Source organism: Streptomyces sp. NPDC012637 (genome assembly GCF_042954805.1).
Taxonomy (GTDB): Bacteria; Actinomycetota; Actinomycetes; order Streptomycetales; family Streptomycetaceae; genus Streptomyces.
Genome location: NZ_JBIBDS010000003.1, coordinates 545299 through 559100 on the forward strand (window position 1 = coordinate 545299; position 13802 = coordinate 559100).

The 13802-nt window shown below is 72.6% G+C and carries 11 protein-coding genes; 5 read left to right on the top strand and 6 right to left on the bottom strand.

All coding sequences use genetic code 11. The features are described from left to right. Window positions 1–36: 36 nt before the first annotated feature. Window positions 37–1362, bottom strand: a complete 1326-nt coding sequence (locus ACFY8W_RS15525; RefSeq protein WP_391105009.1) for a DUF2252 family protein — start codon at window positions 1360–1362, stop codon at window positions 37–39. Between the two features lie 191 nt (window positions 1363–1553). Here ACFY8W_RS15525 and dnaE point away from each other — a divergent pair, with 191 nt between their 5' ends. Then, window positions 1554–5093 carry a DNA polymerase III subunit alpha gene (dnaE, locus tag ACFY8W_RS15530; protein WP_391105011.1) on the top strand — a complete coding sequence of 1180 codons (3540 nt, stop codon included), beginning with the start codon at window positions 1554–1556 and terminating at the stop codon, window positions 5091–5093. A gap of 140 nt (window positions 5094–5233) precedes the next feature. Here the strand turns inward: dnaE and ACFY8W_RS15535 are convergent, their stop codons facing one another. After that, window positions 5234–5407, bottom strand: coding sequence for a hypothetical protein (locus ACFY8W_RS15535; RefSeq protein WP_391105013.1), 174 nt, complete (start codon window positions 5405–5407; stop codon window positions 5234–5236). A gap of 261 nt (window positions 5408–5668) precedes the next feature. Here ACFY8W_RS15535 and ACFY8W_RS15540 point away from each other — a divergent pair, with 261 nt between their 5' ends. From ACFY8W_RS15540 to ACFY8W_RS15555, 4 genes are all read left to right on the top strand, one after another. Next, complete coding sequence (locus ACFY8W_RS15540; RefSeq protein WP_391105015.1) at window positions 5669–6973, top strand: NYN domain-containing protein; 1305 nt, start codon at window positions 5669–5671, stop codon at window positions 6971–6973. A 20-nt stretch (window positions 6974–6993) separates the two neighbouring features. Continuing rightward, entirely contained in the window at window positions 6994–7965 is a 972-nt protein-coding gene (locus ACFY8W_RS15545) for an ATP-binding cassette domain-containing protein (RefSeq protein WP_391105547.1), read from the top strand. 55 nt (window positions 7966–8020) lie between these two features. Continuing rightward, window positions 8021–8848 (top strand): ABC transporter permease, encoded by an 828-nt coding sequence (locus ACFY8W_RS15550; protein WP_391105017.1) that lies wholly within the window; start codon window positions 8021–8023, stop codon window positions 8846–8848. A 97-nt stretch (window positions 8849–8945) separates the two neighbouring features. Further along, window positions 8946–9578, top strand: a complete 633-nt coding sequence (locus ACFY8W_RS15555; RefSeq protein WP_391105019.1) for a DUF2567 domain-containing protein — start codon at window positions 8946–8948, stop codon at window positions 9576–9578. 49 nt (window positions 9579–9627) lie between these two features. Here ACFY8W_RS15555 and ybaK read toward each other — a convergent pair whose 3' ends face one another. From ybaK to ACFY8W_RS15575, 4 genes are all read right to left on the bottom strand, one after another. After that, window positions 9628–10125: a Cys-tRNA(Pro) deacylase gene (gene ybaK / locus ACFY8W_RS15560; RefSeq protein ID WP_391105021.1), complete on the bottom strand. Its 498-nt coding sequence runs from the start codon at window positions 10123–10125 to the stop codon at window positions 9628–9630. 12 nt (window positions 10126–10137) lie between these two features. Then, on the bottom strand, window positions 10138–10875 hold the full coding sequence (locus ACFY8W_RS15565) for an LON peptidase substrate-binding domain-containing protein (RefSeq protein WP_391105023.1): 738 nt from the start codon (window positions 10873–10875) through the stop codon (window positions 10138–10140). A 5-nt stretch (window positions 10876–10880) separates the two neighbouring features. Next, on the bottom strand, window positions 10881–11957 hold the full coding sequence (locus ACFY8W_RS15570) for a hypothetical protein (protein ID WP_391105024.1): 1077 nt from the start codon (window positions 11955–11957) through the stop codon (window positions 10881–10883). 146 nt (window positions 11958–12103) lie between these two features. Next, complete coding sequence (locus ACFY8W_RS15575) at window positions 12104–13705, bottom strand: oxidoreductase (protein WP_391105026.1); 1602 nt, start codon at window positions 13703–13705, stop codon at window positions 12104–12106. Window positions 13706–13802: the final 97 nt, after the last annotated feature.

A 13802-nucleotide genomic window follows, 5' to 3' on the forward strand; every position in this document is an offset into this window, starting at 1 on the left:
GAGCTGTGAGGCGCCTCCGGGCCCCTCCCGCGCCCGCTACAGGCCCGGGATCCGGCCGTTGCGGAACAGGTCCACGAAGATCTGGTGGTCGGCACGCGCGCGTGCCCCGTACGCGTGGGCGAAGTCCACCAGGAGCTCGGCGAAGCCCTCCTCGTCGGCCGCGATGGCCGCGTCGATGGCCCGCTCGGTCGAGAACGGCACCAGGGAGTGGCCGCTGGAGTCGTCCGCCGCCGCGTGCATGGCCGCCGTCGCCCGGCCGAGGTCGGCGACGGTCGCCGCGATCTCCTCCGGGTCGTCGATGTCCGACCAGTCCAGGTCCACCGCGTACGGCGAGACCTCGGCCACGAGCTGTCCGGTGCCGTCGAGCTCCGTCCACCCCAGCCACGGGTCGGCGTGCGCCTGCAGCGCCCGCTGCGAGATCACGGTGCGGTGGCCCTCGTGGTGGAAGTAGGCCCGCACCGCCGCGTCCGTCACATGGCGGGAGACCGCCGGGGTCTGCGCCTGCTTCATGTAGATGACGACGTCGTTCTCCAGGGCGTCGCTGTTGCCCTCGAGGAGGATGTTGTACGAGGGCAGGCCAGCCGAGCCGATACCGATGCCGCGGCGGCCGACGACGTCCTTGACCCGGTACGAGTCCGGGCGGGCCAGGCTCGACTCCGGCAGCGTCTCCAGGTAGCCGTCGAAGGCGGCGAGCACCTTGTAGCGGGTGGCCGCGTCCAGCTCCATGGAGCCGCCGCCCGCGCTGAAGCGGCGCTCGAACTCGCGGATCTCGGTCATCGAGTCGAGCAGCCCGAAGCGGGTCAGCGAGCGGGCCTCGCGCAGCGCGTCGAGCAGCGGGCCCTGGGCGCTGTCCAGGGTGAAGGGCGCGATCTCGTCGCTCTTGGCGCCGGTCGCCAGCGCGTGGATCCGCTCCCGGTAGGAGGCGGCGAAGATCCGGACGAGTTCGGTGATCTGCCGGTCGCTGAGCGCCTTGGCGTAGCCGATCAGGGCCAGGGAGGCGGCGAGCCGCTTGAGGTCCCAGGTGAAGGGGCCGACATAGGCCTCGTCGAAGTCGTTGACGTTGAAGATCAGCCGGCCGTTGGCGTCCAGGTAGGTGCCGAAGTTCTCGGCGTGCAGGTCGCCGTGGATCCACACCCGGCCGGTCCGCTCGTCCAGGTAGGGACCGCCGTGGGCCTCGCGCTCCAGGTCCTTGTAGAACAGGCAGGCCGTGCCCCGGTAGAAGGCGAAGGCGGAACCGGCCATCTTCCGGAACTTGACCTTGAAGGCGGCGGGGTCGGCCGCGAGCAGCTCGCCGAAGGCGGTGTCGAAGACGGCGAGGATCTGCTCACCGCGCTCGGCGGCGGTGGGCTGGGGGACCGGCATCGAGGAAGCCTCCTGGTGGGGAGCGCGGGGTGCGGGCCGCGCGGGGTATGGCTGAAAATTGTGCATGACAAATGGGACAGGTGTTCTCTGTCTCCCAACGCGCGACGGTACCCACGAGTGCCCGGCCACTGTCGGTCGGGCGACGTAGACTTCCACGCTGACCCCCCAGAAGTTCATCGGAGGCATCCCCCGTGACCAAGCCGCCCTTCACGCACCTCCACGTCCACACCCAGTACTCCCTGCTGGACGGTGCCGCGCGGCTGAAGGACATGTTCAACGCGTGCAACGAGATGGGCATGACCCATATCGCCATGTCCGACCACGGAAACCTCCATGGCGCCTACGACTTCTTCCACAGCGCCAAGAAGGCCGGTGTGACGCCGATCATCGGCATCGAGGCCTACGTAGCCCCGGAGTCCCGCCGCAACAAGCGGAAGATCCAGTGGGGCCAGCCGCACCAGAAGAAGGACGACGTCTCCGGTTCGGGCGGTTACACCCACAAGACGATCTGGGCGGCGAACGCCACCGGCCTGCACAACCTCTTCCGGCTGTCCTCCGACGCGTACGCCGAGGGCTGGCTGCAGAAGTGGCCGCGCATGGACAAGGAGACCATCTCCCAGTGGTCGGAGGGCCTGATCGCCTCCACCGGCTGCCCCTCCGGCGAGCTCCAGACCCGGCTGCGCCTCGGCCAGTTCGACGAGGCCCTGAAGTCCGCCTCCGAGTACCAGGACATCTTCGGCAAGGACCGGTACTTCCTGGAGCTGATGGACCACGGCATCGAGATCGAGCGCCGGGTCCGCGACGGCCTCCTGGAGATCGGCAAGAAGCTCGGCATCCCGCCGCTGGTCACCAACGACTCGCACTACACCTACGCGCACGAGGCCGGCGCCCACGACGCCCTGCTGTGCATCCAGACCGGCAAGAACCTCTCGGACCCGGACCGCTTCAAGTTCGACGGCACCGGCTACTACCTGAAGTCCACGGACGAGATGTACGCCATCGACTCCTCGGACGCCTGGCAGGAGGGCTGCGCCAACACCCTCCTGGTCGCCGAACAGATCGACACCACCGGCATGTTCGAGGCCAAGAACCTCATGCCGAAGTTCGACATCCCGGAGGGCTACACCGAGGTCAGCTGGTTCCGCGAGGAGACCATGCGGGGCATGCACCGCCGTTTCCCGAACGGGATCCCCGAGGACCGCATGAAGCAGGTCGAGTACGAGATGGACACCATCATCTCGATGGGCTTCCCGGGCTACTTCCTCGTCGTCGCCGACTTCATCATGTGGGCGAAGAAGCAGGGCATCGCCGTGGGACCCGGCCGAGGCTCCGCGGCCGGCTCGATCGTCGCGTACGCCATGGGCATCACCGACCTCGACCCCATCCCGCACGGCCTGATCTTCGAGCGCTTCCTCAACCCCGAGCGCATCTCGATGCCCGATGTCGACATCGACTTCGACGAGCGCCGGCGCGTCGAGGTGATCCGGTACGTGACCGAGAAGTACGGCGCCGACAAGGTCGCCATGATCGGCACCTACGGCAAGATCAAGGCGAAGAACGCGATCAAGGACTCCGCCCGCGTCCTCGGCTACCCGTACGCGATGGGCGACCGGCTCACCAAGGCCATGCCCGCCGACGTCCTCGGCAAGGGCATCGACCTCGACGGCATCACCAACCCCAGTCACCCCCGCTACAGCGAGGCGGGCGAGATCCGGGCGATGTACGAGAACGAGCCGGACGTGAAGAAGGTCATCGACACCGCCAAGGGCGTCGAGGGCCTGGTCCGGCAGATGGGCGTGCACGCCGCCGGTGTGATCATGTCCAGCGAGCCGATCGTCGACCACGCCCCGATCTGGGTGCGGCACACGGACGGCGTCACCATCACGCAGTGGGACTACCCGCAGTGCGAGTCGCTCGGCCTGCTGAAGATGGACTTCCTGGGCCTGCGGAACCTGACCATCATGGACGACGCCGTCAAGATGGTGAAGGCCAACAAGGGCATCGAGCTCGACCTGCTCGCCCTGCCGCTGGACGACCCGAAGACCTTCGAACTGCTCCAGCGCGGCGACACCCTCGGCGTCTTCCAGTTCGACGGCGGCCCCATGCGGTCCCTGCTGCGGCTGATGAAGCCCGACAACTTCGAAGACATCTCCGCCGTGTCCGCGCTCTACCGCCCGGGCCCGATGGGCATGAACTCGCACACGAACTACGCCCTGCGCAAGAACAAGCAGCAGGAGATCACTCCGATCCACCCGGAGCTGGAGGAGCCCCTCAAGGAGGTCCTCGACGTCACCTACGGCCTGATCGTGTACCAGGAGCAGGTGCAGAAGGCCGCCCAGATCATCGCCGGCTACTCGCTCGGCGAGGCCGACATCCTCCGCCGCGTCATGGGCAAGAAGAAGCCCGACGAGCTGGCGAAGAACTTCACCATCTTCCAGGCCGGCGCCCAGAAGAACGGCTACAGCGACGAGGCCATCCAGGCCCTCTGGGACGTCCTGGTCCCCTTCGCCGGCTACGCCTTCAACAAGGCGCACTCCGCCGCGTACGGCCTGGTCTCCTACTGGACCGCGTACCTCAAGGCGAACTACCCGGCCGAGTACATGGCGGGACTGCTCACCTCGGTCAAGGACGACAAGGACAAGTCCGCCGTCTACCTGAACGAGTGCCGCCGCATGGGCATCAAGGTGCTCCCGCCGAACGTCAACGAGTCCGAGTCGAACTTCGCCGCCCAGGGCGACGACGTGATCCTCTTCGGCCTCACGGCCGTCCGCAACGTCGGCGCCAACGTCGTCGAGTCGATCATCAAGACCCGCAAGAGCAAGGGAAAGTACAGCTCCTTCCCCGACTTCCTCGACAAGGTCGAGGCCGTGGTCTGCAACAAGCGGACCATCGAGTCGCTGATCAAGGCCGGCGCCTTCGACACCATGGGCCACACCCGCAAGGGCCTGGTCGCCCAGCACGAGCCCATGATCGACACCGTGGTTGCGGTCAAGCGCAAGGAGGCCGAGGGTCAGTTCGACCTCTTCGGCGGCATGGGCGACGAGGGCGGCGACGAGCCGGGCTTCGGCCTCGACGTCGAGTTCTCCGACGTCGAGTGGGAGAAGGCCTACCTGCTCGCCCAGGAGCGCGAGATGCTCGGCCTCTACGTCTCCGACCACCCGCTCTTCGGCCTCGAGCACGTCCTGTCCGACAAGACCGACGCCGGCATCTCCCAGCTCACCGGCGGCGAGCACGCGGACGGCGCGGTCGTCACCATCGGCGGCATCATCTCCGGCCTCCAGCGGAAGATGACCAAGCAGGGCAACGCCTGGGCCATCGCCACCGTCGAGGACCTGGCCGGCTCCATCGAGTGCATGTTCTTCCCGGCCACCTACCAGCTGGTCTCCACCCAGCTGGTCGAGGACGCGGTCGTCTTCGTCAAGGGGCGGCTCGACAAGCGCGAGGACGTCCCCCGTCTGGTCGCCATGGAGCTGATGGTCCCGGACCTGTCGAACGCGGGCACCAACGCGCCGGTCATCCTGACCATCCCGACGGTCAAGGTCACCCCGCCGATGATCAGCCGCCTGGGCGAGATCCTCCAGCACCACAAGGGCAACACCGAGGTCCGGATCAAGCTCCAGGGGCCGCGCTCGACCACCGTGCTCCGGCTCGACCGGCACCGGGTCCAGCCCGACCCGGCGCTCTTCGGCGACCTCAAGGTGCTGCTCGGCCCGTCCTGCCTGGCCGGATAGCGGACCCGGTCCGGTCGCCCGGACCCCGCCGCACGCGCAGGGGACGCGCACCCGCCGCACGCGCAAGGGGCGCGCCCGTCGTCACGGGCGCGCCCCTTTGCCGTCGGCTCGCGCGCCGTCGGCTGTCTGCCGTCGGCTCGTCAGTTGTGGCCGAAACGCTTCTGCCGGCCCTTGCGGGCCATGTCGCCCGGGGTGACCTGGGCGGCGCGCTGATCGGCCTGGGACTCCATCGAAGACTGCTGGGCCTGCTGCGCACCGCGCTCGGCCTGCGAGCCGCGCTGCTGACTGCGGTCCTGCTTCCGGTTCTTGGCCATGGTGATGATGCCTCCTCAAGGGGGTGTGGGGGCCAGGGCCGCTGTCAGACTCACACACGGCAGGAAGCGCCGCATTTTGGATCATTACGGACGGTAAACGCCCCTCTCGAGCACCCTCACGTGAGATCCGCCACGCCGATGATCCAGTTCCGGACGTCAACCCCACCGCGGTCGGGCAGACTCGGAGGAACCCGGAGCACTTCCGATCCCGAGGTTCCCGCAGGGCTTCCCGAAGCTTCCCGAAGCGCTTTCCGAAAGAGGGTGGAACACGTGGACCGATGCGTCGTCCTGGTGGATGCCGGCTACCTCCTTGGCGCCGCCGCCAGCCTCCTCGCCGGAGAACCGGCCCGCTCGCGGATCACCGTCGACCACGCCGCACTCGTCCAGCAGCTGCGCGAACGCGCCGAGGCCGACACCCGGCAGCCCCTGCTGCGGATCTACTGGTTCGACGGCGCCCCCGACCGGGTGCCGCAGCCCGAGCACCGCCGGCTGCGCGTCATGCCCCGCGTCACCGTCCGGCTGGGCGCCCTGACCCGCAGCGACGGCCGCTGGGCCCAGAAGGGCGTCGACGCGGCCATGCACACCGAGCTCACCGAGCTCTCCCGCAACCGCGCCTGCTCCGACATCGTCCTCGTCACCGGCGACGGCGACCTGCTGCCCGGCCTGATGTCCGCCAAGGAACACGGCGTCGCCGTCCACCTGTGGGCCGTCCAGGCCGCCGACGGCGACTACAACCAGTCGGAGGACCTGGTCGCCGAGGCCGACGAGCGCCGCGTCCTCGACCGGGCCTGGATCACCCGGGCCATCCGCGCCCGGGACCTCGCCGGACTGTGCGCCCCGCAGCCCGCGCCCCGCCCCGAGATCGCCGCGATCCTCTCCGCGCCGCTGCCCGAGTCCGCCCTCGCCGCCTCCGCCGAGCGGGCCGCCGCGGCCGCGCACAACGGCTCCGCCGCGTCCGCGCCCGCCGCTCCCGCCGAGGCCCCGGACCCCGAGCCGGCCCCCACGGGCGAGCCGGTCAACGGCACCGGCGTCCCGGCGCCCGCCGGCGCCCGGAACGTCCCCACCCCCAAGGACCTCGCCGCCCTGCGCGGCCCCACCCTGACGGCCGCGCCGAACGCACACGGCGCCACCCTGCGCTGGTCCTCCGACAAGGGCTGGATCGACCGCCCCGCCCCGCCCCTCGGCGAGCCCGCCGAGACCGCGTCCCTGCCCACCCTCGCCCAGCTCACCAGCGCCGAGCAGCGCTGGGCCGACCGCGAGGAGGACATCACCACCGTCGGCGGCGACCCCTACGAGGTCGGCCAGGTCTTCGCCCGCCGCTGGCTCGACCGGCTCCCCGAGCCCGGCCACGTCCCGAAGCTCGCCACCATGTACCCGCGCATCCCGCACCGCATCGACGGCGAACTCCTCCGCTACGCGGCCCGCTTCGGTCTGCTCGCCCACAAGGACGACCAGATCGACGAGCACGACCGCTACGCGATCCGGGCCGGCTTCTGGCGCGAGATCGACGTCCACGCCGCCGCACAGCACGCCCCCGCGCCCGAGGAGAGCCGGGGGACCCCGTAGGCTCATCCCTTGTGAGTACGGTGTGCGCGGTGCGGGACCTGGTGAAGACGTACCCCGCCACACGCGGCAGACGCGGCACGCCCGCGACCCCCGAGGTACGGGCCACCGACGGGATCAGCCTCGATGTGCGCGGCGGCGAGATCTTCGGCCTGCTCGGCCCCAACGGCGCCGGCAAGTCCACCCTCGTCCGCCAGCTCACCGGCCTCATGCGCCCCGACTCCGGCACCGTCCGGATGCTCGGCCACGACCTGGTCCGCCACCCCGAGCGGGCCGCCCGGCTCCTCGCGTACCTCGGCCAGGAGTCCACGGCCCTCGACGAGCTGACCGTCGCCCTCGCCGCCGAGACCACCGGCCGGCTGCGCGGCCTCGGCATCCGCGAGGCCCGCGCCGAGCGCGACGCCGTCCTCGACGAGCTGGGCCTCGGCGAGCTTGCCGGCCGGCCCCTGAAGAAGCTCTCCGGCGGCCAGCGCCGGCTTGCCTGCGTCGCCGCCGCCCTCGTCGGCGAGCGGCCCGTGCTCGTCCTCGACGAACCCACCACCGGCATGGACCCGGTCGCCCGCCGGGCCGTCTGGGCCGCCGTCGACCGGCGGCGCGCCGACCACGGCACCACCGTCCTGCTCGTCACCCACAACGTCATCGAGGCCGAGACCGTCCTCGACCGGGTCGCCGTCCTCGACCGCGGCCGGGTCATCGCCTGCGACACACCCGCCGGACTCAAGGAGCGGGTCGCGGGCGAGGTGCGGGTCGAACTCGTCTGGCGCGAGCGCCCCCCGCTGGACGTCCCCGAGGTCGCCGCGCTGCGCACCTCCGCGCAGGAGTCCGGCCGCCGCTGGGTGCTCCGGCTCGCCCCGGACGAGGCCCGCGCCGCGGTCGCCGCGGTGACCGGCGGGGCGGCCTTCGCGGCCCTGGACGACTTCACCCTGGCGACGCCCAGCCTGGAGGACGTGTACCTGGCGCTCGGCGGCGAGACCCGGGGACTGGTGAAGGCATGACGCACCGCATGACGTACCCGTACGCGTACGGGTCGACCGTCAGGAGCTGGACGAGTTGAGCACCCTGCCCGCCGAGGCCCTCACGGCCGGCGTGCCCGTCGGCCAGGCCCGCGAAGAGGAGCCGGACGCGGCACCGCTCGCCCCGCGCGCCCGGCTGTTCCCCGCGCTCGGCGCCGTCTACCGCGCCCAGCTCTCGCGCGCCCGGGTCGCCCGGATCCCGCTGCTCTTCGTGGCGACCTTCCAGTCGATCGGGATCATGGTCCTGATGCGGGGCGTCGTGGACGGCGGCTCGGAGGCCCGCGCCGTGGTCGCCGGCTCCTCCGTCCTCGTCGTGGCCTTCGTGGCGCTCAACCTGCTCGCCCAGTACTTCGGGCAGCTGCGTGCGAGCGGCGGGCTCGACCACTACGCGACGCTGCCCGTGCCGCCCGCGGCCGTGGTGCTCGGCGCGGCGGGCGCCTACGCCTCCTTCACCGTGCCCGGGACGGTGGTGACCGCGGTCGCCGGCTCGGTGCTCTTCGGGCTTCCGCTCGGCCACCTGTGGATCCTCGCGGCGGTGGTGCCGCTGTCCGGGGCCGCGCTCGCCGGGCTCGGCGCGGCGCTCGGCCTCCTCGCCCCGCGGCAGGAGCTGGCCACCCTGCTCGGCCAGCTCGGCATGTCGGCGGCGCTGCTGCTCGGCGTGCTGCCCGCCGAGCGGCTGCCCACGCCGATCGGCTGGGCACGGGACCTGATGCCCTCCACGTACGGGGTGGAGGCCCTGGCCCGTACCTTCGACGGCCACCCGGACTGGACGGCGGTCTGCCTCGACCTCGCGGTGTGCGGGGCGGTGGGCGTCGTCTCGCTCGCGATCGCGACCTGGGCGTACCGGAGGGCCGCGGTCCGCTGAGGGGCCGCCGGCCGGCCGGGGCCGGACGGGGCCCCGGGGCCGCCGCGGGTCCCGGTCCGCTGAGGCGGCTCACAGCCGTACCTGGCACGATGGCGTCGTGACCGCACCTCTGACTCCGCCGCACCAGCCGCCGCACGACTCCGCCTGGCCCGCGCCCGACCCGGTGCCGCCCGCATCCGGCGGCGCCCCGAGCACGGCGACCGAGCTGCGGCAGTCCGCCGTGGTGGTCGCCGCGTCCGTGGTGGCCGGAGCGCTGCTCGGTCTGCTGTGGCTGTGGCTCGCGCCGCGGGTGACGCTGTTCTCCGACGGCAAGGCGGTCTACCTCAAAAACAGCGAGGGCGAGTCGGCCATCGGCATGGACGGGACGTTCGTCCTGATCGCCCTCGGCTTCGGCGTGCTCGCCGCGGTCCTGGTCTTCCTGTTCCACCGGCACGGCGGCGTCGCGCTCGTCCTCGGCCTCGCGGCCGGCGGTGTCCTCGGCTCGCTCCTCGGCTGGGGCGTGGGCGTCTGGTTCGGCCCGGAGCGCAACGTCGTCGCCCACGCGAAGGCGGTCGGCCCCGACGTGTTCTTCGAGGCGCCGCTGGAGCTCAAGATGTGGGCCGCGGCGATGCTGGCCTGGCCCGTCGCCGCGATGATCGTCCACCTCGGCCTGACCGCCCTGTTCGGACCGCGCGACCCGGAGCCCGAGGACGGGACCTGGCCGCCGGTGCCGAAGCCGCCGGCGGCCTGACCGCCGGGTCCGGGGTGCCGCGCGGGCCCGCCGTCGCCGGGTGTCCGCGTCAGCCGCGGCCGATGGGTGCCAGCACCGCGCCGGTCAGGGCCGCGAGGTCCGCCGGCGCCAGCTCGACCTCCAGGCCGCGGCGGCCTGCCGAGATGCAGATCGTCGCGTGCCCGGACGCCGAGTCGTCCAGGACCGTGCGCAGCCGCTTGCGCTGGCCGAGCGGCGAGATGCCGCCGCGTACGTAGCCGGTGGTGCGCTCGGCCGCCGCCGGGTCCGCCATCGCCGCCCGCTTGCCGCCGACCGCCGAGGCCAGCGCCTTCAGGTCGAGCTGCCCGGCGACCGGGACGACGGCGACCGTCAGCTCGCCGTCCACGTCCGCGACCAGCGTCTTGAACACCCGGTCGGGGGAGACGCCCAGGGCCTCGGCCGCCTCCTCGCCGTACGACGGGCTCGCCGGGTCGTGCTCGTACGCGTGCAGCGTGTACGGCGTGCCCGCGGCCGTCAGCGCCACCGTCGCCGGGGTGCCGCCGCCGTTCTTCTTCTGCTTCTTCGCCACGGAGGGCCCTCCTCAGTTCGGGCTGGTCGGCGCGCGGGTCAGCTCCACCGCCGGGAGCGACGGGAGATGGCGCAGCACCGCCGTCTCCGAGCGGAGCAGGGTCAGCTCCTCGCGCAGCCGGGTCGCCGTGTCCGGCGCCTGGAGCAGCCGCTGCTTGGCCGGGATGTCGAGGACGGCCGCCGCGGCGACCAGGTACGACACGACCGAGGGGTCGTCCGGCAGCTCGCTCGTCGTCATCGACCGCTCCCGGGCCCCCGCGAGCCGCTTCTGGTACGAGCGGAAGGCGCGCAGCACGCCCTCGGCCAGCGCCTCCGCCTCCTCGCCCCGCTCCTCGGGGATCTCCTCCACCTCCGCGGTGAGGAAGGGGCCGCTCGCGTCGACCGAGAGCAGCTTCACGCGGACGGTCCCGGTGACCATCACCTCGAAGCCGCCGTCCGCGCGCTGCCGGATCGACGCCGCGTCGGCCACACAGCCGACCCGGTGGAAGGCCTGGATCGGGTCCGGGCCGAAACCGGCCGCGGGACCCTTCTCCGGCAGCGCCGTCTGGTCCGGCAGGCCCGGCGCCGTCGGCGCGACCTCGCGGCCGTCGCGGATCGCCACGACGGCGAAGCGCCGCGGCTCGGACTCGTCCGTGCGGAGCAGCTCGCGCATCATGGCGCGATAACGCTCCTCGAAGACGTTCAGCGGCAGCACGAGCCCCGGGAACAGCACCGTGTTGAGCGGGAAGAGAGGCAGACGGGCGGTGGTCACAGCGGTCAAGCGTAATGGCCGCCGGGCCCGCCCCCGTCGGCCCGTCCCGCAACGGCCGGAGGGACCTCCGGCGGCCGCCCGGCCGGCGCGCCCAGCGGAGTGCGCCGCGCCACCTCCCGCACGGCGAGGGCGCGTGCGTCCAGGAAGCCGCACAGCGGGTCCTCGGCGACCAGCGTCCACGGGAACGAGATGGCCTGCCGCCCGATCCGGCCGAACTCGGCGAGGGCGTCGTGCCAGCGGCCGCGCTCCACCAGGACGTGCACCAGCAGGTTGCGCACCTCGGCCGGCCACAGGTCGCCCGCCGGGTACTCCGCCGACAGCGCGAGGGCCCGGTCGACCGCCGCGTCGATGCGGTCGGCGGGCACGCCGTGCTCGGGGCCGGGTCCGGCGAGCAGCTGGGCGAAGGCCGCCCGCACCGGCAGGGCCTGGGCGAGCGAGCCGGGCAGCGCGTCCTCCGCGGCCTGCTCGGCGAAGTCGAAGCACTCGCGGTGCGAGCCGTACCACTGCGCCGACAGGTACTTCAGCGCGGCCACATGGCTGCCGTAGTGGTGCGGGGCGCGGCGCACGGCCTGCTCCCACAGCGCCTCGAAGACCGTGTGCCCGGCGTGGGTGCCGCGCGCGTGGTCCAGGGCGAGCCGCCACGGCACCGGGTCGCGCGGCGCGGCCTCGGCGGCGGCCTCGATCAGCGGCCCGAGCTCGCGCAGCCGCTCGGCCCTGGCGGGTGACTCCCAGGCCCGGCGGACCGCGAGCTGCGCCTTCACGAGCAGGGCGTCCGGGTCGCGCGGGGCGGTCGACAGCCAGTGCCGGAGCCAGCCGTCCCTGCGGTACGCGAAGGCGCTCAGGCGCGTGACGTAGCGGTCCCGGTCCTCCCACTCGGCGGCGTCCCGGGTGGTGGCGAGCAGCTTGGCCGCCGGCTCCGGGTCGGCGAGGGCCGCGGCGACCAGCGCCGGGGCCAGTCGCCCGTCCGGCGCGTCGAGCAGCACGTCGTCGTCCGGCGCGAGGGCGGCGGCGAGCCGCGGGGCGTGCCGGACCATGCGGGAGGTGCCGATCAGGGCGCGGAGCAGTGACATGGTGCGAAACATTGAAAACCGCAGGTGAGGGCCGCGCCAGTGGGGGACTGTGAAGCTTTGGTGGCGGCGGGAAGGTTGTGCTGACGGGGGTCAAGACAGCGTAAAGAAAGGGGCGAATCGGTGCGCACACCACCCCCCGTCCGCACAACCGGAAGCGGTCAGCCCCTGCGGAGGAGCCGCGACGCGCCCGCCGCCACCGTCGTGGCGAGCACCCAGCCCAGCAGGATCAGCACCGTGGACGCCCACTGCCAGAAGCCCTCCAGCCGCCAGTAGCCCACCTGTCCCAGGTCGATCACCGGAAGCAGCAGGTCGAGCGCGTACAGCGTGGCGTTCCAGTGCGGCGACTCGCCCGGTTTCAGCGGCACCGCGTCGTAACGCGAGAAGGCCACCGTGCCCGCCGCCCAGAGGATGGCCATCCACAGCGCCGCCCGGCCGGGCCGGTAGCCGTAGGCCACCGCCAGGTCCTGGACATAGCCCCACAGCTTCCCGGCCAGCGGAAGCGTCTCGCGCCGCCGCCGCTGCTTGGCGAGCAGCACCTCGCGGGCGTCCGCGTCCTCCCCGCTGCCGCGCAGCACCGTCGCCAGGCGCTCGTACGGCTCCGGCGCGTACTCCGGGGTGGCCGCCGCGACCCACTCCAGGCGCCGGGCCAGCGGGAAGTGCCCGTACGGCACCAGGTTCTCGTAGACGAAGCCGCCCATGGCGAGCCCGCCCGGGCCCGGCCAGCTGCCGGCCAGGTCGATCAGCGTCACCACCTTCGCCCCGTTGAGCACCACCCGGCCCTCCTCGGGGCGCTCCCCGTTGAACCGCAGCTCCGGGGTCACGATCCGGCGCAGCGACAGCTCCTCCCGGCGCGAGCCGTCGAGCACGAACCGGGCGTAGTGCAGGTCGACCGAGTCGCCGAAGCGGCCGTCGTCCAGCCGCACCCCGCCGTGGCACTCGACCGGTTTGCGCCGTGCGCCCTGCGCCGGCGTCACCCCGTAGGGCGGGGTGGCCGTCGCGTTCCCCGAGGTCTCGTAGACCCAGGCCGCGTTCAGGTAGAGCGTGCGCTCCACCGTCAGCTGCGGCGCGTTGAGAGCGCGGCGCTGCTGGGCGCCGCGCAGCACGCTGCCCCGCAGGCTCAGCGACACGCCGACCTTCGCGCCGCGCAGGCTCACCTCCCCGTACGTCTCGATCAGCTCGGCCTGCAGGTCCTGCGCGACCACCATGCCGTCCGCCGTGATCGCCCGGCCCCGCCGGTCCGGCCACACCCGGATCTGGTTGATCAGCAGGTCCGTGCCGATCTGCGCGTCCGTCAGCCGGATGCCCCGCTCCACCCGGCAGCGCGGCAGATGCAGGTCGCCCTCCGTGTGCAGCCGCGCCGCCTCCAGGCGCGGTATCGCGCACTCCACCATCCGCAGCGTCCCGAAGCGGGCCTCGGGGAGCACCACCTCGCTGTCGAAGCGGCAGCCGTGCAGCTCCACGTACGGCCCTATCGTGCCGCCCGCGAGGTACAGCACACCGGTGATCCGCGCCCCGCGCAGCTTCAGCGCCGCGACGCGCCCGGACACCGCCGGCGGCCCGTCGAGCAGCAGCAGGGCCACGATCTCCGCCCGGACGCTGCGCGCCGGCCCCCACGCCGTCCGCAGCGCGAACGGGTCGTCCCGCTCGGCGATCCCCTCCCTCAGGTCGCACGTCCCGCCCACCCGGAACGCCCTCCACATGACCCGCTCCGGCCGGGTCAGGCCCTCCGGCATCCCGTCGTCCTCGCGCGGCTCGGTCACTGCCGCCCCCTCGCTTCCCACGATTCCGCTTCCCCGGATTCGTACAGCCGTTCTTCCCGCTGAGTGACGGACTGAACGCTAACGGTCAGGAGTGGCG